The sequence below is a fragment of the Ruegeria sp. HKCCD7628 genome (assembly GCF_057221005.1).
Genome location: NZ_JBWVBA010000002.1, coordinates 330,964 through 350,521 on the forward strand (window position 1 = coordinate 330,964; position 19,558 = coordinate 350,521).

Annotated in this window: 17 protein-coding genes and 1 tRNA gene; 10 read left to right on the plus strand and 8 right to left on the minus strand. The window is 59.5% G+C overall.

Annotated elements, in window-relative coordinates; genetic code table 11:
• The first annotated feature begins 71 nt into the window (after nucleotides 1–71).
• A complete protein-coding gene (locus AC2TAD_RS08080) occupies nucleotides 72–923 on the plus strand; it encodes a LysR substrate-binding domain-containing protein (RefSeq protein ID WP_480867038.1) in 852 nt (283 codons plus the stop codon).
• Here AC2TAD_RS08080 and AC2TAD_RS08085 read toward each other — a convergent pair.
• Nucleotides 914–1,816, minus strand: coding sequence for a LysR family transcriptional regulator (locus AC2TAD_RS08085; protein ID WP_480867040.1), 903 nt, complete (start codon nucleotides 1,814–1,816; stop codon nucleotides 914–916). The two genes, AC2TAD_RS08080 and AC2TAD_RS08085, sit on opposite strands and share 10 nt — an antisense overlap.
• A gap of 75 nt (nucleotides 1,817–1,891) precedes the next feature.
• On the opposite strand from AC2TAD_RS08085, the gene AC2TAD_RS08090 reads away from it, so the two are divergent.
• From AC2TAD_RS08090 to AC2TAD_RS08110, 5 genes are all read left to right on the plus strand, one after another.
• Nucleotides 1,892–5,104: a reductive dehalogenase gene (locus tag AC2TAD_RS08090; RefSeq protein ID WP_480867042.1), complete on the plus strand. Its 3,213-nt coding sequence runs from the start codon at nucleotides 1,892–1,894 to the stop codon at nucleotides 5,102–5,104.
• Nucleotides 5,105–5,232: 128 nt separating this feature from the next.
• On the plus strand, nucleotides 5,233–6,099 hold the full coding sequence (locus AC2TAD_RS08095; protein WP_480867043.1) for an FAD binding domain-containing protein: 867 nt from the start codon (nucleotides 5,233–5,235) through the stop codon (nucleotides 6,097–6,099).
• Nucleotides 6,096–6,575, plus strand: coding sequence for a (2Fe-2S)-binding protein (locus AC2TAD_RS08100; RefSeq protein ID WP_170353362.1), 480 nt, complete (start codon nucleotides 6,096–6,098; stop codon nucleotides 6,573–6,575). The genes AC2TAD_RS08095 and AC2TAD_RS08100 overlap by 4 nt, the downstream gene beginning before the upstream one ends.
• Nucleotides 6,575–8,830: a xanthine dehydrogenase family protein molybdopterin-binding subunit gene (locus tag AC2TAD_RS08105; protein WP_170751548.1), complete on the plus strand. Its 2,256-nt coding sequence runs from the start codon at nucleotides 6,575–6,577 to the stop codon at nucleotides 8,828–8,830. The genes AC2TAD_RS08100 and AC2TAD_RS08105 overlap by 1 nt, the downstream gene beginning before the upstream one ends.
• On the plus strand, nucleotides 8,823–9,068 hold the full coding sequence (locus AC2TAD_RS08110) for a MoaD/ThiS family protein (protein WP_170353360.1): 246 nt from the start codon (nucleotides 8,823–8,825) through the stop codon (nucleotides 9,066–9,068). The genes AC2TAD_RS08105 and AC2TAD_RS08110 overlap by 8 nt, the downstream gene beginning before the upstream one ends.
• Here the strand turns inward: AC2TAD_RS08110 and AC2TAD_RS08115 are convergent.
• Nucleotides 9,065–9,769, minus strand: coding sequence for a lysophospholipid acyltransferase family protein (locus AC2TAD_RS08115; RefSeq protein WP_480867046.1), 705 nt, complete (start codon nucleotides 9,767–9,769; stop codon nucleotides 9,065–9,067). The two genes, AC2TAD_RS08110 and AC2TAD_RS08115, sit on opposite strands and share 4 nt — an antisense overlap.
• Nucleotides 9,770–9,912: 143 nt before the next feature.
• On the opposite strand from AC2TAD_RS08115, the gene AC2TAD_RS08120 reads away from it, so the two are divergent.
• The 3 genes from AC2TAD_RS08120 to lptF all read left to right on the plus strand — a co-directional run bounded on the left by AC2TAD_RS08120 (nucleotide 9,913) and on the right by lptF (nucleotide 11,603).
• Nucleotides 9,913–9,988: transfer RNA gene (locus AC2TAD_RS08120), tRNA-Trp, on the plus strand.
• A gap of 136 nt (nucleotides 9,989–10,124) precedes the next feature.
• The gene (locus AC2TAD_RS08125; protein WP_170353358.1) at nucleotides 10,125–10,328 is read left to right on the plus strand and encodes a hypothetical protein; all 204 of its coding nucleotides are present in this window, start codon (nucleotides 10,125–10,127) and stop codon (nucleotides 10,326–10,328) included.
• Between the two features lie 141 nt (nucleotides 10,329–10,469).
• The gene (gene lptF, locus AC2TAD_RS08130) at nucleotides 10,470–11,603 is read left to right on the plus strand and encodes an LPS export ABC transporter permease LptF (RefSeq protein ID WP_170527246.1); all 1,134 of its coding nucleotides are present in this window, start codon (nucleotides 10,470–10,472) and stop codon (nucleotides 11,601–11,603) included.
• Here lptF and AC2TAD_RS08135 read toward each other — a convergent pair.
• Nucleotides 11,600–12,430 carry a LysR family transcriptional regulator gene (locus tag AC2TAD_RS08135; RefSeq protein ID WP_480867048.1) on the minus strand — a complete coding sequence of 277 codons (831 nt, stop codon included), beginning with the start codon at nucleotides 12,428–12,430 and terminating at the stop codon, nucleotides 11,600–11,602. The genes lptF and AC2TAD_RS08135 overlap by 4 nt on opposite strands.
• Nucleotides 12,431–12,531: 101 nt before the next feature.
• Between AC2TAD_RS08135 and AC2TAD_RS08140 the strand changes: the two genes are divergently transcribed.
• Nucleotides 12,532–13,122 (plus strand): HD domain-containing protein, encoded by a 591-nt coding sequence (locus tag AC2TAD_RS08140; RefSeq protein ID WP_480867049.1) that lies wholly within the window; start codon nucleotides 12,532–12,534, stop codon nucleotides 13,120–13,122.
• Here the strand turns inward: AC2TAD_RS08140 and speB are convergent.
• The 5 genes from speB to AC2TAD_RS08165 all read right to left on the minus strand — a co-directional run bounded on the left by speB (nucleotide 13,119) and on the right by AC2TAD_RS08165 (nucleotide 19,556).
• Nucleotides 13,119–13,961, minus strand: coding sequence for an agmatinase (speB, locus tag AC2TAD_RS08145; protein ID WP_480867051.1), 843 nt, complete (start codon nucleotides 13,959–13,961; stop codon nucleotides 13,119–13,121). The two genes, AC2TAD_RS08140 and speB, sit on opposite strands and share 4 nt — an antisense overlap.
• Nucleotides 13,958–15,127 (minus strand): carboxynorspermidine decarboxylase, encoded by a 1,170-nt coding sequence (gene nspC, locus AC2TAD_RS08150; RefSeq protein WP_480867053.1) that lies wholly within the window; start codon nucleotides 15,125–15,127, stop codon nucleotides 13,958–13,960. Before nspC ends, speB begins: the two co-directional genes overlap by 4 nt.
• Nucleotides 15,128–15,234: 107 nt before the next feature.
• On the minus strand, nucleotides 15,235–16,458 hold the full coding sequence (locus AC2TAD_RS08155) for a saccharopine dehydrogenase family protein (protein WP_480867055.1): 1,224 nt from the start codon (nucleotides 16,456–16,458) through the stop codon (nucleotides 15,235–15,237).
• Nucleotides 16,459–16,481: 23 nt separating this feature from the next.
• The gene (speA, locus tag AC2TAD_RS08160) at nucleotides 16,482–18,371 is read right to left on the minus strand and encodes a biosynthetic arginine decarboxylase (protein ID WP_480867056.1); all 1,890 of its coding nucleotides are present in this window, start codon (nucleotides 18,369–18,371) and stop codon (nucleotides 16,482–16,484) included.
• Nucleotides 18,372–18,473: 102 nt separating this feature from the next.
• On the minus strand, nucleotides 18,474–19,556 hold the full coding sequence (locus AC2TAD_RS08165; RefSeq protein ID WP_480867058.1) for a DUF1513 domain-containing protein: 1,083 nt from the start codon (nucleotides 19,554–19,556) through the stop codon (nucleotides 18,474–18,476).
• Nucleotides 19,557–19,558: the final 2 nt, after the last annotated feature.

Consider the following 19,558-nt stretch of genomic DNA (forward strand, 5'->3'; position numbering starts at 1 on the left):
GCGCCTCGTCGGCGCATTTGACTAATCAGTTCTTCTGTTTCTATGCTGTAGAAAATCTACAGGATAGTTATATGACCGCATTACCCCCGCTCAATGCCCTGCGCGCGTTTGAAGCCTCGGCGCGACATCTCAACTTTCGACTGGCAGCAGAAGAGCTGGGCGTGACGCAAGGGGCGGTTGCCCAACAGGTGCGCGGACTAGAAGCGCGATTGGCCGAGAAGCTGTTTGATCGCCTGCCGCGTGGCCTTGCGCTGACCGAAGCCGGACGCAGGTTTCATGCCCCTCTGCGCCGCGCTTTTCGTTTGATCGAAGAGGCGGTCACTGATCTGTCCGGCGACAGACATGTTACGATTTCGGTCACACCCAGTTTCGCGTCGAAATGGTTGGTGCCACGGCTAAAGGACTTTTCCTCGCGTTATCCGGATATCGCCGTTCAGATCGACGCGCGCGAGCGGTTGGCAGATTTCAAAAGCGACGGGGTCGATATCGCCGTGCGACAGGGTCGAGCCCCATTTGGCAGCGACTTATCATCGGTGCCTCTGTTTTCCACTGAATTCATTGTGGTCTGTAGCCCTTCGATGGCCAACAAAGTCAAAGCGCCGCAGGACCTGTCAGGCGCAATCCTTTTGAACGACACCCACGGTCTTTGGCCTCTGTTCCTTGATCGGGCCGGAGTCGTCGGCAAGCCACGAATGATGAACTTTAGCCAGACGAGCCTTGCCATTGACGCGGCTGTGTCCGGGCAAGGGATAGCGCTTGCTAATGCGACATTGGTCGCGGCCGAACTGGCGTCAGGACGCCTTGTTCAACCTCTGCCTGACGTATTGGTCGAGGATCTCGGTTTTCACATCGTCGTGCCAAAACGCCCCCGACAACCGGAACTGGTCAAGGTGGTGCAAAAATGGCTTTTATCTCAGGTCTGAAGGGCGCGCGCGGTGGACTCGATCCTGTTACGTACCCAGCGATGAGCGGGATCATTTGCCGACCTTTGATGCCAGACCATGTAGATTGAGACCGGCTCGCATTTAAACGGCAAGGGCGCGCAGTCCAGCGCAGCCAGTGGCCCGCGTTTCATCAACGCGGTGTCGGTCGAGATCAGGTCGCTGCCTTTCACAAAGGACGGGATGGCGTTGAAATGAGGCAAGGTGACGGTGGGTGGTCTGATCTGGCTTTGGTCTACGCCCCGCATCACGGCTCGCGAACTGCGGCCATCGGGAAACCGAACGTCAACATGTTCAGTCGCACAGTAGGCGTGCCAACTGTCCGGCGGACAGCGTCGTTCTGCATCGTAAAAGATCATCAATGGGCTGCTGAGAATACGTTTCTGAAAGATGTCCGGCCCATCAGGCGGCAGGGGCGTCAGCATCAGCTGGCACCGGTCGCTGCGCAACAAGTCCGGATCGGGAACGCCCGAGGGTATGAACCCGAGCCGCAACCGGACGCCTTCGGCCCGTGTGGCACGCAGCAGTTCGGGAAAGATCAGTTCGCGCGGCATGTCGTTGGTGGCGATCTGAAATTGCATTTCCTCGAGCATCGGATCAAACGGGCGGTCTTCGGTCAGCGCCCGCATTGCATCCAGCACGTTTTGCGCTGGGTCTTTCAGCGACAAAGCTCGTTCGGTCGGGGTCAGCCCCTGACCCGAGCGGACAAACAGCGGATCGCCTAGAACCTGTCGCAATTTGGCCAGCGTATGGCTGATCGCTGATTGCGTCACGCCCAACCGGTCGGCCGCTTTCGATACCGAACTTTCTTCGAGAATGGTCAGAAACACGCGCAAGACCTTACCGTCCAGATCAGTAAAATCAGTTTTCCTCATGACGTGTATGATTATTCATGAATGGATTTGCAGTCCAGTGCGCAATAGGTGACTGTCATCATCAGGAGGTGCGCGATGGGAATCCGCTTTTTCTCGGACAAGAACCGCCCGGTTCATATGGGGCAATACCCGCTAGAACGGTTGGCACGGCAGTCGGATTTGCCTGATCTTTCCGAGGTGATGCCCATGCCAACGCTTAGCTTTCATCGCCCTGAGCGCCCTGAGAGCATTGTCAATGCGATGGGTGAGTTTCAAGCTATGCTGGATACGATCCGGGATGAGTTCGTGAATCCGGTGGAGTCCGAGGTGTCTGCCGATCTGACCGGTCGTGCCAACCATCTAAAAGCGTTCGGCTATTTCAATGATGCCTCAATGATGGGGTGTGGTCCTCTGCCGCCCGAGGCATTGCTGACCGAACCCCGCCGCAACCCCGATATCGACCGTCTGGCCCATGCGCTGAAGACACGGCAGACCAAGACATTGGCTTCGGGGATCGACTTGATCATGGCCGATCTGAAAGAAAGCATGGAGGCCAAACCGCGCCCCATGGACACCCATCGCCATGCGATTGTCTTTCTGTACGAACACAACCGCGACCCGGATCCCAACGAGCCCGGCGCAGATTGGATCATGGATGCGCAAGACCACCGCGCTTGTCTTCTGGCGACCGAAAACGCCGTGGTCATCGCCAACTACATCCGCATTCTGGGCTTTGACGCCCGGGCGCATACGGTCATGTCTTCCGAGGTTGATCTGGGTAAGCTGGCCGTCGCGGCGGGGCTGTGTTCGGTCGAAGACGGAGAGCTGGTCGCGCCGTGGCTGGGTAAACGGTTCGGACTGGCTGCGGTCACGACCGAGATGGAGATCGCCCACGATCAGCCCCTGCTCCCCATGGCGCAACAGCCGTGGTTTCGAACCCAAGGCCCGGCGTGGTGGCTGGGCGCGGGCTTTGCCAAGAACGCGCTGAACCGCGACCCTTATGCCAAACGGCGCTATGTGGACGGGGCGCATCCGTTTGAGACCCTCAAGCGGGTGAAAAAACCTACAACTTATGTCGACGAGGAAAACGTCGCCCGCGTCCCCAAGCGCGCCGACATGTTCGCTCGCGCGCAGTTCGGGGATATGGGCAAGCATCTGCAAGACGGGGCCAAGGGCGGGTATTACGTGCGCAAGGCCGCGCCCAGTACCGCGCAACGCCGCGCGCTGGGCGCGTTCGTGTTGCTGCAGGATGGGGAAAGCGCCGATACCGCGCCACCAACCGACGCCGCGCGCAATGCCGCGAATATCAAGGCGGCTACCTATTTTCTGGGGGTCGATGCGGTGGGCCTCAGCCGGTGCCCGGACTGGGCGTGGTACTCGCATGATGCAACGGGCGAGGAGATCACGCCGCCCCATGACCAGGCCATCAGCATGATCATCGACCAGGGTTATGAGACTATGGAGGGCGCCAGCGGCGATGACTGGATCAGTGTCGCGCAGTCGATGCGCGCTTATCTGCGGTTTTCGTTACTGGGTGGAGTGATCGCGCAACAGATCCGCAATCTGGGCTATAAGGCCCGCGCGCATACCGTAATGGATGGCGAGGTGTTACAGCCGCCACTGCTGTTGTTGTCTGGGCTGGGCGAGGTTAGCCGGATCGGAGAGGTGATCCTGAACCCCTATTTGGGGCCCCGCCTGAAATCAGGCGCGGTGACGACGGATATGCCGATGGCGCATGACAAGCCGATCGATTTCGGTCTGCAGACCTTCTGCGAAAGCTGCAACAAATGCGCCCGCGAATGCCCCTCGGGTGCGATCACTGCTGGTCCGAAGCTGATGTTCAACGGCTATGAAATCTGGAAATCCGACAGCCAGAAATGCGCCACCTATCGCGTGACCACGCCGGGCGGCGCGATGTGCGGGCGGTGTATGAAGACCTGCCCTTGGAACCTTGAGGGCATCTTCAAGGAACGTCCCTTCCGCTGGGCCGCGATGAATATTCCCAAAGCCGCGCCCGCGCTGGCGCGGTTGGATGATGTGGTGGGCAATGGCGGGCTGAACGATGTCAAGAAATGGTGGTGGGATCTGGAGCTGCAACCGGACGGTGCCTATCGCCCGACCGAGCACCCGCTGAACCGGCGCGATCTGCAAACCGACCTGGACCTGAAATACGAGGATCAGACTCTGGCCGTTTACCCTGCCTATCTGGCACCGCACCCCTGGCCCTATCCGTTCGCCATGGACCGCGAGGCTGGGATCGCAGCCTATGAGGCCATGGTCACGGCCGAGGAATACAAAGCGCGCAAGGCGGCGGGCGATCTGTCGGTGATCCACCGCTATACCATCGCGGGCGACGCGCCGGTGATGCGGGTGGCGCTGACCAAGGTCGACAAGATGACTGCTGATGTGACCAAGTATGAATTCTCGACGCTGGACGGCTCACCACTGCCCGAATGGACGGCGGGCGCGCATCTGGACGTGCTGGTCGCGCCGGAATTCCTGCGGCAGTACTCTATGTCCGGCGATCCAGCAGACCGCGCCACCTATCAGATCGGCGTGCTGCGTGAGGATGAGGGACGCGGTGGCTCAGCTCTGCTGCACCGCATTTTCAACGAGGGGCGCAAGGTCTTCATCTCGAAACCCATCAACCATTTCGAACTGGACGAGGGCGCAACCAAGACCTTCCTGATGGGCGGCGGGATCGGCATCACTCCGATGATCGCCTTTGCTCACCGTCTGTATGCCATGGGCAAACCGTTCCAGCTGCACTATTCGGCCAGTACCCGTGCCGGGGCGGGGTATCTGAAGGATCTGGCAGCGATGCCTTGGGCGGATCGCGTGCACTATCATTTCTCGGACGAAGGCACGCGGGCCGATCTGGAAGCCGTCCTGTCGGGTTATCAAGACGGTTGGCACGTCTATACCTGCGGCCCCGATCGCTTCATGGACGGAGTTATGCAAGCGGCTGAGCGTCAGGGCTTTCCCGAAGAAGCGCGGCATCTGGAGTATTTCTCGGTCCCCGAGCAGCCGGACTATGAGAATCACGCCTTCACTTTGCGGCTGGCAAAATCGGGTCGAGATCTGACTGTACCCGCCGACAAAGATGCAGCGCAGGTGCTGAACGAGGCAGGCATTCACGTGGATGTGAAATGCGCCGATGGCATCTGTGGGGTCTGCAAATGTGGCGTGATTTCGGGTGAGGTCGAACACCGCGATTTCGTTTTGTCCAAGAAACAACGTGAGAGCGCTATCATCCTGTGCCAAAGCCGGGCGACACAGCCGGATGGTGTGATCGAGATTGACCTCTGAGCCAAGGTCAGGAAACGACTTTTTTATCTCAAAAATTGGTCGCTCCAACCATGGACGTTGGGGCGCCGCTGCACTAACGTCCCTGCCGAACCCTAGTGAACCCTGATTAACAGGTGCGAGGTATTTTCATGGATTATCACAGCCCCGCCAGTTTTGCCGAGGCGTCGGCTCTGGCTGCAAACGCAACGGGCGTCACCCGCTTTCTGGCGGGTGGAACGGATGTTCTGGTGCAGTTGCGCTCGGAACTGGTCACGCCCGATACGCTGATCGACATCAAGAAGATCGACGGTGTCAGCGACATCACCCGTAATGCAGACGGCAGTTGGACCCTTGGCGTTGCCGCAACCGGTGCCGAGATGAGCGAACATGCTGAACTGAGCCGCGACTGGCCCGGCGTGGTTGAGGCGATGGACCTGATCGGTTCGACGCAGGTGCAGGGGCGGGCAACGCTGACCGGAAACCTGTGTAATGGCTCTCCGGCGGCGGATTCGGTGCCTGCGATGGTTGCCGCTGGTGTGACCGTGTCTGTCACCGGCCCAGATGGAACCCGTGAGGTTGCTGTCGAGGATATCCCAACCGGACCCGGTAAGACCTCGCTGTCCAAGGGTGAGGTGATCTCGGCCGTAAACATCCCTGCGCGCGGGGACAATGCGGGTGACGCGTATCTGCGGTTCATCCCGCGCACCGAGATGGACATCGCCGTTGTTGGCGTGGGTGTCAGCCTGCGTCTGGACGGTGATACCGTGACCGAGGCCCGCGTCTCGCTGGGCGCGGTCGCGCCGACCGTCCTGCTGGTTGAAGACTGTGCCAAGGCCATCATCGGCAGCACGCTGGACGACGCAGCGCTGGAGGCACTGGCCACTGCCGCTTCGGCTGCCTGTAACCCAATCGACGACAAACGCGGCACGATCGCATTCCGCACCGAGGTCGCTGGCGTTCTGGCCAAGCGCGCCGCGAAAATCGCCTATGCCCGCGCGAAGGGAGAGAAAGCATGAGCAAGCTCCACGTAACGACCACCGTGAATGGCGATGAGGTCGATTTTCTGTGCGACCCGCGCGAAACCCTGCTGGATTGTCTGCGCGACAAGCTGAACCTGACCGGCGCGAAAGAGGGTTGCGGTACTGGCGATTGCGGCGCGTGCTCGGTCACGGTTGATGGCCGTCTGGTCTGTTCCTGCCTGATGCTGGGCGCTGAGGCCGAGGGTAAGACCATCGAAACCGTCGAAGGTATCGCGGATGGTGACGTGCTGCACCCGCTGCAACAGAAGTTCATCGAACATGCCGCCCTGCAATGTGGCATCTGCACGCCGGGCATTCTGGTGGCGGCCAAATCGCTGCTGGAGAAAAACCCCAACCCGACCGAGGAAGAAACCCGGTACTGGCTGGCGGGTAACCTGTGCCGCTGCACCGGCTATGACAAGATCATTCGCGCCGTCATGGAAACGGCAGAAGAATTGCGGGAGGCTTCGTAATGGCTCTGGACGATCGTAAAACGGATTTCACTTTTGTCGGCACCCGTCCGAACCGCCCTGACGGGTTGGACAAGGTGACGGGCCGCGCCAAGTTCGGCGCGGATATGTCTGCGCCCGGCATGCTGCATGGCGCGATCCTGCGCTCACCCCACGCCCATGCGCGGATCGTGAAAATCGACACATCGAAGGCCGAGGCGCTGAAAGACGTCAAAGCCGTGGTCACACGCGCTGATTTCGCCGACGTGCCGTTCAAACCCGGTTTGGCGGGCGAATTCTGGAACGTGCTGGAAAACGTCATGGCGGGCGAGAAAGCTCTCTATGATGGTCATGCGGTGGCTGCGGTGGCGGCGACTTCGGCGCTGGCCGCGCGGGATGCGCTGAAGCTGATCGAGGTCGAGTATGAGGTGCTGCCTCATGTGACCGACGTAGACAAAGCGATGGCCCCGGATGCACCGGTCATCCGCGAAGGTGCGGCGGATTATTCCGTGCCCGAAGGGATGCACCCCAACGTTGTGCGGTATCACGAAAGCGGTCATGGCGATGTCGACGCTGGCTTTGCCGAGGCAGATCTGGTCCTTGAAGATAGCTTTGTCACCGAGGCGACCCATCAGGGCTATATCGAGCCGCACGCCTGTCTTGGCCTGCTGGGCAATGACGGCAAAGGTGAGCTGTGGTGCACCACGCAAGGCCACTGGATCGCGCAAAAGACCTGCGCGGCGTTGCTGGGAATTGAGACCTCGCAGCTGCGCGTAACTGCGTCCGAGATTGGCGGCGGCTTTGGCGGCAAAACGACTGTGTTCATCGAACCGGTCGCGCTTGCGCTGAGCCGCAAGGCGAACCGCCCGGTCAAGCTGGTCATGACCCGATCCGAAGTGTTCCGGGCGACAGGGCCAACCGCCTCGGCCTCGATGGATATCAAGATCGGCATGAAGAAGGACGGCACTATTACTGCGGCTCGTGGAGAATTCCGTCTGCAGGGCGGTGCGTTCCCTGGTGCGCCGGGTGACATGACCGCCATGTGTGCATTCGCGGCGTATAACCTGACCAACGTCAAACAGATCGGTTATGACGTGATGGCCAACCGTCCCAAGCAAGCCGCTTATCGCGCGCCCGGCGCGCCGATGGGGGCTTTTGCGGTCGAGTCGGTCATTGATGAGATGTGCAACAAGCTGGGTCTCGACCCGATCGAGGTGCGTCTGAAGAACGCCGCGCATGAGGGTACCAAGGCCAGCTATGGCCCGCGCTATGAACGCATCGGTCTGGTGGAAACGCTCGAGGCCGCCAAGGCGCATCCGCATTATTCGGCGCCGTTGAAACCGGGGCAGGGACGCGGCGTCTCCTGCGGCTTCTGGTTCAACCACGGGGGCGAAACCTCGGTAACCCTGGCATTGTCCGAAGACGGTTCAGCCCAGTTGATGGTGGGCACGCCCGACATCGGCGGCTCGCGCGCGTCGATGGCGCTGATGGCGGCCGAGGTGTTGGGCATTCCATATGAGAACATCCGTGTCACCGTCGCAGACACCGCAACGCTGGGGTATAACGACGTCAGCCACGGTAGCCGGGTGACCTATGCTTCGGGTCTGGCGACGATCAAGGCGGCGCGCCATGCTGTCGAAAAACTGTGCGAACGTGCAGCGGCCAAATGGGATATCCCGGTTGAAGCCGTGAAGTGGGAAAACGGTTGCGCCGTGCCTTCGGGCCCGAACGCGGGCGACTTTGACCCGATGCCGCTGGCAGATATCACTGCCAAAATGGGACGCACCGGAGGTCCGATCTCGGGCCATTTCGAGGCGACGCCCGAAGGCGCAGGCGTGTCCTTTGGCACCCACATTGTTGACGCCGAGGTCGATCCGGAAACCGGCAAGACCACGATCACCCGCTATACGGTCATTCAGGACGCCGGTAAGGCGATCCACCCGACCTATGTCGAGGGCCAGTTCCAGGGCGGTGCCGCGCAAGGTATCGGCTGGGCGTTGAACGAGGAATATATCTATGGCGAGGATGGTCGGTTGCAGAACTCGATCTTCCTTGACTATCGCATCCCCGTTGCCAGCGACCTGCCCATGATCGACACGGTGATCGTCGAAGTGCCCAACCCCGGCCATCCGTTCGGTGTGCGCGGTGTGGGTGAGACGGGCATCGTGCCGCCCTTGGCCGCCATCGCCAATGCTGTGTCCAACGCAGCTGGCGTGCGGATGAAGCAACTGCCAATGTCCCCGCCGCGCATTCTGGCGGCGCTCAAGGACAATGGTTGAGGTCCACCTCTGGTCCGGCCTCCGGTCTTTGACCGGGGGTCAGCAGGTGGTGGAGGTCGAGGCCAAAACCACCGGCGATCTGCTACGGGAACTGGTCAGGACGCATCCGCAACTGGAAGGCCCAATTGAGGCGGGCGTGTCCATCGCCATCGACGGACGCGTCATCGCAACCGGTCTGACCGAACCGATCCCGGAAGGCAGTGAAGTTTACCTAATGCAGCGTTTGCGCGGCGGTTAGGACGGCGACCAAGGCTCGCGCCCGACCATGCGGTCGGCCTCGGCCGTGATGTCATTCATATGTTGTTCAAGGCTGAGGCGCAGGCCCTCGATCTGCTCGTCCGAGGCTTTGCGCGGCACGGTTTCCGTCCATTCCCGGCAAATAAACACGCCCTTGTTGCGCCAGGGGCGCGGCATCAGCAACCGGTCCCATGTGCCTGCCTTGCGACCATGTTCCGCGGAAAAAGTAATCCCGAACACCCGCTTGCCCGAGGTCCTTGCCCAGACTAAAGGCACCGTGGACAACACCCTTTCCGGCCCACGTGGACCGTCGGCGGCGATGCCGATGGAAATGCCTTGCTTCATTTTGCCGATCACTTCGCGCGACACAGCAATGTTGTTCGATTTCTTGCTGGTCATGGCGATCGTGTCCATGCCGAACAATTTCTGCACTCGACCAACCATGCTGCCCGCGCGCGCAGACGAGGTGATGGAGCAGATGGGCCCCTTGTCCAGCGGATAGAAATAGGGCGATTGCGCCAGCCTTTGGTGCCACAGCACAACGATGACCGGTTCGCCCTGTTCGGCCAACTGGTCCAGTTCCTCATAGCCAATACGCTGCCATTCGGTGTTGCGATGGACCAGCCGGATATACCACGCAATGCGCCGCGCGGCCCAGTTCAACAGGGCTTCACTATCAGCGATCTTCTTGCGGATACTCACGGGCGGGGTCCTTCTGCCAAGCAAATTGTGTCTTATAGAACTCAACGCCATGCGCAACTTGTTTGTCGCATAGGTTTAGAGCAACAGAATCTGAAAAAGCCTCTTGAGTCCGCCGCGCGGCTGGCATATCTGATGCGCACCTTAGGGGTATAGCTCAGTTGGTAGAGCGACGGTCTCCAAAACCGTAGGTCGCGGGTTCGAACCCTGCTGCCCCTGCCAAATTACACTTTGTATCAGTATGTCGAGAGATCGGATCACGGGATCCGGGGCTTTTTGTGTCAATACACAACTAACGGCCGGTGTTGACACTGCGCGTAGAACGGGCAGGTTCGTAATAAAATTACGAGGCTCAGATATGGACGCACCTATTATCCAACTTGTTCTTTTGCTCTTGTTATTGATTTTCGTGATCTGGCTCTACATTCTGCCAATCACGATGGCGGGGCGCCGCAACCGATCCGGTCTCATCTGGTTTCTGATAGGTCTTGTCGCATCACCCTTATTGGCGATCCTGTTGTTGCTTGCATTGGGTGACGCACCAGGGCGACCGACGGCCTGACCGTACGCGAAGATAATGTAATTTGCTCCAAAATCCCTGACGACGGACGGTCAATTTGGGCTATTCCTTCGCATTCTGGTTTCCTCGGCCCAGCGATTGGCATATTGTCCGGTGAAACACCCAAGGGCCGGATGAGGATACATGTCGCGTTTCGATGGATATTTCCTGCGACAATTGCTGATTCTGTTCGGCTTTTTCACTCTAATTCTGGTGGGGGTCTTCTGGATCACTCGCTCGGTCAGCCTGTTTGACCGGGTAATCAGTGGCGGGCAGTCGGCGCTTGTGTTTCTGGAATTTACCGCTCTGACTCTGCCTACGCTAATCCGAACCGTGATGCCAATGGCTGTATTTGCTGCGGCCGTCTACGCAACCAACCGGCTGAGTCGTGAAAGTGAATTGACCGTAATGCTGGCGACCGGGTCCAGCCCGTGGCGCCTTGCGCGCGCGGTTTTCCTGTTTGGTCTTGTGTCTGGCGCCATGATGGCGTCGATCAGTATTTTCCTGCGCCCTGCCTCGGTCGAACAGCTGGAACTGCGTCAGGCCGAAGTCGCAGGCGACGTGACCGCTCAACTGTTGAACGAAGGTGAGTTTCTGCACCCGACCACTGGCGTCACGGTATATATCGGTCGGATTGACCTGGATGGGACTTTGCACGAGGTCTTTGTGTCCGACCGCAGGGATGAGGCAACTCCCGTGAGCTACTCCAGTAAAACGGCCTATCTGGTCAATGGCGGTTCGGGTATCCATCTGGTTATGGTGGACGGTGTTGCTTTGCGCCTGGATCAAGAGGGCAAAACGCTTTCTTCGACACTGTTCGAGGACGCCTCGTACGACATCTCAGGGTTAACGAACACCAATCGGATGACAGAACGAAGCCTCGAGGCGATCCCGACCAATGAGCTTTTTCAAAACCGGGCGGAAATAGCAGCGGCGGAAGGGTTCACTGAGGGTGAATTGATCGAGGAGCTGCATCAGAGGTTCTCGTGGATTGCCATTTGCGTCGCCGTTTCAATGGCCGGATACGCAACCCTGATGCTGGGTAGTTTTTCGCGATTTGGCCTATGGCCGCAGATTTTCGGTGCCTTTACGATTTTGGTGCTTTTAGAGGGTGTGCGCGGTTTTGTTTCGCCCATTGTCGTTGCCGATCCGGGGTTGTGGATCGTGCTGTATTTGCCAGCAATTATCGGTATCCTGATATCATGTCTGTTCCTGCTAATCGCAGGGAGGCCGTTGGTAAGAGGACGGTCCAGACTGCGGCAGGCGTCTGCGGCTTAGACAGGTTTTCTCAGATCAGTCAGGCAATCCCGAATGTTGTCAAACGCGGGGCTGGAACGGCGCGTGACCAGATAGAGTGGCAACATCAGATCGCGCGCGTCGGGCACAGCCGTCAATTCGCCAGATGCCAGATGGTCGGCGATAACGTAGTCTGGAAAATAGCCGATCCCGCCCCGCCGCAGGATATAGCGAAGCGCCATCATGCAATTGCCCAGAAACACTGTTTGTCCCGATGCACTGCGCGCGGTTGAGCGAACATGGTCCTGATAGACCTCACCTAGTTCCAGGTTGACGAACACCGGGTCGCCGCCCGAGCCTGCGGATTTGACGAGCCGCAAGCGCTCTGGGGCTAGTTCGTCAGAAATGATCCGTGTGTCTGACGGTTTTTCGTAGGTAAGGGCCGCGTCCAATACATGTGTGGCGACCGCGTCGATCATGTCCAGATCGTGGTCGTAGTTAAGGGTCAGTAGCAACTGGCCCAGTTTCTGCTCAAATCGAACAGCAAGATCGACAAGCAATGGATCCCAGATGCTGAGTTGCGCTCCAAGACGCAGAGCTATCCGGTTTGTCGATTGAGCAGGCAAGTCCCGCGAAGCAAAAGACCACAGAGACAGCATCTGCTCGGCATAGGGGCGGAATTGTCGACCAAAATCAGTCAGGGTGGTGCCACCTGCACCGCGGTTAAACAGTGATTTTCCGGTCGCTTCCTCGATCGACCGGATACGGGCACTGACTGCGGTCTGTGTCACGTTCAGCTTGCGGGCGGCGGCGTGGAACCCTCCGGTTTCGGCCACGCATAGGAAAGTCTCGAGCGCTGTGATTTGCATGTTGAAAGTATTTTTTCATCAAATTGATAAAATCAAATTATTTTTTTGGAGTCATGGTTCCGCGCTACTCTGTGGTGAACGATGTGCATAAGGACCGTGTCATGCTGGACAAAAGCCACAAACCCACCTGGACTAGTTTCGAAGAGGCGACGAAAGCCGATTGGGATGCGGTCATGGAGTATGAAGAGGCGTACAATGCCGCTTTGCCCGACCGTATTCTGGACGCGATCCGGTCGCTGGACGAGGAGTGGACGCCATACCCTGTCAACCGCTATCAGCATAGTTTGCAGGCCGCGACCCGCGCCTATGAGGATGGGGCTGATGAGGAGCTGGTGGTCGCTGCCCTGATCCATGACACCGGCGATATCCTGTCACCATACAATCACGGTGAGCTGTCAGCGGCGATGATGAAGCCCTATGTCAGCGAGAAGGCCTATTGGATATTGAAACATCACTGCGTGTTTCAGGGTTACTACTACAACCACCACCTTGGCGGCGATCGAAACGCCCGCGACAAGTACCGCGACAGCCCGTACTGGGAAGACTGCCGCTATTTCTGCCATGAATACGATCAGAAGGCGTTCGACCCGAACTACCCGACCAAGCCGCTGGAGTTTTTCGAGCCCATGCTGCGTCGCGTATTGAACAAGGGCGAGGGGCATATGGAATTGAACGAGACTTCCGAAGGTTAAGAGGACGCCATCAGCCGATAGACGATCTGCGCGACGGTGAAATCCCACGCCGCGTTGCCATCGGGGGCCAATTCGACCACGTCGAACCCCACGCATTTGCGGCCTTTAAGGGCATGTTCGACCAACCGCAGGGCTTGGTAGTAACCGAGCCCGCCCGGAACCGGGGTGCCGGTGGCAGGCATCAACGAAGGGTCCAGACCGTCCACGTCAAAGCTGACATAGACCAGCTCGGGGAAATCCTCGGGCAGGTCGACGGCGTGGATATTGCCTGTGACCAGCTCCTCGGCATCCACATGGAAGACGTGGTTTTTCAGACGGCTTTGCGCCTCTTCGGTGGAAAACGCGCGGACGCCGAATTGGGCCAGTTTGATGCCTTCTTCAGCCAGCAGATGCATAACTGACGCGTGCGAATGCTTCTCGCCCTGATAGGCATTGCGCAGATCCGCATGGGCGTCGATCTGGACGATGCCGACGGGTTGGTTCAGCGCACGTGCCACGCCCATCACTGCGCCGTAGCTGAGGGAATGCTCTCCGCCCAGCGTTACTGGCACTTTGCCTGCACGAATGGCAGCCTCGGTGCGTTGGGCAAGGCGTTCCATGACTTCAGGGAGGGCGCCTTCGCAATCCAGCGGGTTTTCGGTGAAAATGCCCTCGACGCAGGGCTCGGTATGGCCGGTGATACGCTCCAGTTCGTTGCTGGCTTCGATGATGGCTTCGGGGCCTTTGGCGGTGCCCGAACCGTAGGATACGGTGCGCTCCAGCGGCACCGGGATCACGCGGAACCGCGCGTCTTCGGTGCGCTCGGACGTGGTCAGTTCACTGTCGAGGAAAATGCTCATGAGAGGCGGTCCTTAAAGTCGTCATAGCCGAACTCTTTGATGATCTTAAGCGTGTCCGTTTCGCTGTTCCACAGGGCGATGGTCGGCAGGGGCACCCCATTGAACGTGTTGGTCTTGACCATCGAATAATGCGCCTGATCTAGGAAGGCAAAGCGCTGACCTATCTCCAGCGGTTTGTCCCATGTGTAGTCGCCGATAACGTCGCCTGCCAGACAGGAGGGGCCGCCGAGGCGGTAGGTATGGCCTGCATCTGCCTCGTCCATCAGGGCAGGGCGATAGGGGGCCTCGATCACGTCGGGCATGTGGCAGGTGGCCGAGATATCGGTGATGGCGAGATTCATGCCATTGATGGGCAGGTCGAGGATTTCACCGATCAGAATGCCCGCGTCCAAAGCGACGGCTTCGCCGGGTTCGAGGTAGATATCGACGTTGTACGTTTCGCGGATGGTCTTGATGAATGCGATCAGCCCTTGGCGGTCGTAGTCATCGCGGGTGATGTGATGTCCGCCGCCGAAATTTAGCCATTTGAGTTGGCCGAGGAAGGGTTTGAGTTTCGGTTCTACGGCTTTCCATGTGCGTTGAAGCGGCTCGAATCCCTGTTCGCAGAGCGTGTGCATGTGCAGCCCGTCTACACCGGTCAACGTATCTTCGGTCAGCTGGCTGACGGGCGTTCCTAGGCGCGAGCAGGGCGCGCAGGGGTCGTATTTGGGGATCTCGCCTTCGGAATGCTCCGGGTTGATGCGCAGTCCGACCTGAACGTTTGCGGCTTGGGCTTTCGTGAGAAACCGGTCCTTTTGCGCGGGCGAATTGAAGATGATGTGGTCCGACAGCGACAGGATTTCTTCTATATCTGCGTCTTTGTAACCAGCGCAGAAGGTAGCGACTTCACCGCCATATTCCTCGCGGCCGAGGCGGGCCTCGTAGATGCCACTGGCGCAGGTGCCGCCGAGGTGCTGGCGCACCAGCGGGGCGAGCGAGAACATGGAGAAGGCCTTGAGCGCGCTCAGGACATGCGCGCCAGATTGTGTGCCGATATCGGAGAGGATGCGCAGGTTTCGCTCGATCGCCTTTTCGTCGACCACGAAGCAGGGAGTGGGGAGGCGGCTGAGGTCGAAATTGCGAAAGGCACCGGCGTCGCCGGCTTGGGTGGTCATCATGTCGGACATGTCAGGCGTCTCCGATTGTGGAGAGGCCGGGGGGCCAGCCCCCCGGTCCCCCCCGAGGTATTTTTAGCCAGATGAAGCAGGGCGGCCGTGGGGGCCGCCCGCGCGGATCAGAAGGTGACCGGGCCGTCGAGTTCGTGGACCTGCCACGGCAAGCCGTGGGTGTTCAGCATGTCCATGAAGTCATCAGGATCGAGCTGTTCCATGTTCCAGACGCCGGGCTCGGTCCAGTTGCCTTTCAGCACCTGGGCCGCGCCGATCATTGCTGGAACGCCGGTGGTGTAGCTAACGGCCTGGCTGCCGACCTCGGCGTAGCACTCCTCGTGGTCGCAGATGTTGTAGATGTAGAAGGTCTTTTCGCCTGAGCCATCCTTGGCCTGACCTGTGGCGATGTCGCCGATGCAGGCTTTGCCCTTGGTTTCCGCGCCCAGATCGCCGGGATCGGGCAGCAAGGTTTTCAGGAACTGGATCGGGATGATTTCCTTGCCGTCATGCATCACCGGATCGATGCGAGTCATGCCGACGTTTTCCAGCACTTTGGCGTGCATGATGTAGGCGTCGCCGAACGTCATCCAGAATCGGGCGCGCTCGATCTCGGGGAAGTGGGTGCTGAGGCTCTCCAGTTCCTCGTGATACATCAGGTACATGTTCTTTGGGCCGATGGCGGGGAAGTCGAACTCGACCTTATGGGTCATGGCGGGGGAGTGTTTCCACTCACCACCTTCCCAGTGGCGGACTTCGGCCAGCACTTCGCGCAGGTTGATTTCCGGGTTGAAGTTGGTGGCGAATTCCTGATCGTTGCTGCCGCCATTGGCGTCCAGAACGTCGATCTGGCGGATCGTGTCGAGCTTGTGTTTCTTCAGCCATTTGGCGAATACGCTGGTCACACCCGGATCGAAGCCAGACCCGAGAATGGCGGTCAGGCCGGCCGCTTTGAAGCGCTCCTGATAGGCCCATTGCCAGTGGTATTCGAACTTGGCCTCGTCCTCGGGCTCATAGTTCGCGGTGTCGATGTAGTGGCTACCGGCCTCAAGGCAGGCATCCATCAGCACCAGATCCTGATAGGGCAGGGCGAGGTTTACGAGGATCTCGGCCCCGGTTTCCTTGATCAGTTTGACCGTGTCTTCGACCTTGTAGGCGTCCAGTTCGGCGGTCTTGATCTCGACCCCAACGCGTTCTTTCACGGCTGCGGCGATGGCATCGCATTTCGATTTCGTGCGGCTGGCGAGAGTGATCTCGGTGAAGATGTCCGAGTTCATCGCCATCTTGTGCACGGCGGCGTGGGATACGCCGCCTGCGCCGACAACCAGTGTTTTGCCACTCAAAGTTCCCATGGGGGTCGTCTCCTCTCAGGGGGTTATTCGTAATAGGTGTAGCCGTTGATGGAGTCGCGATACGCGCTCATCAGGGTTTTGCGGTCTTTGGCCATCAGAGTACCGGTCGAGATCGCCTCGTCCACCATTTTGCGGAAGGCGGCGACACAGTCTTGGGGGTCGAACTCGACATAGGACAGGACCTGACTGATCGTATCGCCCTCTTGTTCATGCAGCAGGTCGAAGCCACCATCGGCGCGCAAGTCGATTGTGACGACGTTGGTGTCGCCAAACAGGTTGTGCAGATCGCCCAGCGTTTCCTGATAGGCACCGACGAAGAAGACGCCCATGAAGTACTCACCGTCCTCGGGCAAGGAATGCACCGGCAGGCTGGGCGAGACGCCGTCGGCCAGAATGAACCGGTCGATCTTGCCGTCACTGTCGCAGGTGATGTCGCTCAGCGCCGCGCGGCGGTCCGGCGTTTCGTTCAGCCCTTGCAGCGGGACGATTGGGTGAAGCTGGTCGATGGCCCAGACATCGGGCAGGGATTGGAACAGCGAGAAGTTGCAGTGGTAGATATCAGCCACTTTCTCAAGCTGGTCGTCCACATCCGTGTCCAGTTCCTCACTGGCCGCCAGCGCCTTGAGGCGGGCCATCAGCGACAGGTAGATACGCTCGGCGCGGGCCATCTGGCGCAGGTCGACATAGCCGCGGCGGAACAGGGCGCGCAGCTCGTTTCGGTAGAAAGTGGCGTCGTTCCAGCATTCCTGCAGGCGATCGCTACTGAGATATCCGTGAACGGCGGCAAGGTCGGCGACCAAATGGTGATCGTCGGGTTCAACTTCGGGGCCGGTCGGTGCATCGTAGAGGGTGCTCTCAAGCACGTTGAAGACCAGCATAGACGAGGTCGCCACCACGGCGCGCCCGCTTTCGGTGACCAGCGTAGGGTGCGCAATTTCGGCCTCATCCATGGCATAGGCAACGGTTTCGACCACGTTGGCGCAGTATTCCTCAACCGTGTAGTTGATCGAATTTTCGGCGGCCTTTTTCTCACCGGTATAGTCCACGCCCATACCACCGCCGAGGTCCAGGTGGGTCAGCGGTACGCCCTCGCGCGTGAGTTCGGTGTAATACCGGCACGCCTCGCCCACGGCGCGGCGCACGTCGTTGACGTCCTGCACCTGCGATCCCAGATGCGAGTGCTGTAGCTTCAGGCAGTGCAGCAGCCCTGCCGCCTTCAGCTTGTCCACGGTGGCGACCAGTTGGTCGGTGTTCATGCCAAAGGCCGAGCGATCGCCGGAGCTTTCTTCCCATTTGCCGCTGATCTGGTTGGTCAGTTTCACCCGCACGCCGATCAGGGGTTCGATGCCCAGCTCGTTATAGACCTCGATCACCGTGTCCGCCTCTTTCGGGCTTTCCAGAACGATGACGGTGTTGAAACCGATCTTGCGGGAGAGGATGGCCAGTTGGATGAATTCGGCATCCTTGACGCCGTTGCAGACGATCAGCGCCTCGGGGGCCAAACGATGGGCTAGCGCCACGACCAGTTCGGGCTTCGATCCGGCTTCAAGCCCATAGTTGTATTTCTTGCCGAACTCGACGATGCGGTCGACCACCTGTGCCTGCTGGTTGACCTTGATCGGAAACACGCCGCGATAGGGGCCTTTGTAGCCCACGCGTGCGATGGCGTCGGCAAAACTTTCGTTCAGATGCGCGATCTCATGTTCCAGATAGGAACTGACCCGCAGCACCATCGGCGCCTTGATCCCCCGGTCATCCAGATCGGCCAGAATACCCGGCAGGCTGATCGCAGCCGCGTCGGGGACCAGTGGGTTTCGCAGGCCGATCTCGCCCTGCTCTGTAACCTCGACAAGGCCCTTGCCCCATTTCTCAACTCCATAGATGGAATGCGGTGCGTCGGGCGTCTGTTTCAATCAAGTCAGTCCTTTGATCCGTGGGGGTGCGGTTTTGCGCCTGCCCATACGGCAGCAGTTTGATTCGTCCAAGTGTAATCTATGTGACGGGAAGTAACGAAGTTACGCGCAAGTGCCGACCGGGATCAAGTGATTGTCCCAATGGCAGTCTGGGTGGGCTGAGATGCGGACTGAGGAGGTGAAGGCTCCGATCTGCCCGGTTCCGGTGGTAAAGACAAATCCCGTGGGGCCGGGGCCGATGCCGCAGACATCCTCAAGAGTGAGAGCGGCGGTCAGCGCGCCGGTAGTGACGTCGAATTGATGCAACGCATCGCCGCGCGGGCATGTGATGGCGACGCTTTGGCCGTCTCTAGTAAAGGCGATGCTGCCGGCGTAGCCCTGAAGCGTGTTCTGGTCGGCTGCTGAGGCGGCCAACAAGAGGGGGTCCTCGCCGCGCTGGTGTAGACCCAGTAGCGGAGGATGCTGCGTCCTGTCCCCCTGCCATTGCATCGCAAACGCCACCACCCCATCAGACCGCACCGCCACATGGCGGATCGAATTCTTGTGCAGCGCTCTTGGCAGCGTGACCTGCTCTAGCACCGTGCCCGCCAAGTCCAGATAGGCCAGGCTTGGCTGCATCACGGGTAGGTTCAGCTTGGTGCGCCCCGTCTCGGGGTGGGTTTCTATCCCGCCATTTGCCACGACCAGCGTCTTGCCATCAGGCATCAGGCGCACGTCGTGCGGACCAACCCCGCCCGAGGGAAACTCGCCTTGTCGGGAATATGTCGCCGTGTCCCAGACGCCGATCAGACCCGTGCCCGCCTCATAGTCGTTTTCGGTAGTGAAGAGTTGCGAGCCATCCGCTGAAAACACGCCGTGGCCATAGAAATGGCGACCTTCGGGTGCTTTCAGCCGAGCCATCTCAGCACCTGCCGCGCAGTCGATGACCACAGCGAAAGTACCTGGTCGTCGGGCAAACGCGACGGCCTGCGCGCGGGATGGGTGGGCAGCTGCAGCATGGCCACGAGCTGGCAGCGGAAGGGAAAACTGAATGTCACCGTCTACTGCTAGCCCGACAAGCCGGTAGGAGTCGTCTGGAAAGAGCGCAGCGGCTAGAAAATCAGGCGCGCCGACAGCTGCCCAACCGCGCATCGGGACGAGACCTGTAGCCACCAGGCCGGCCAGAAAATGACGTCGGTTGGTCATCT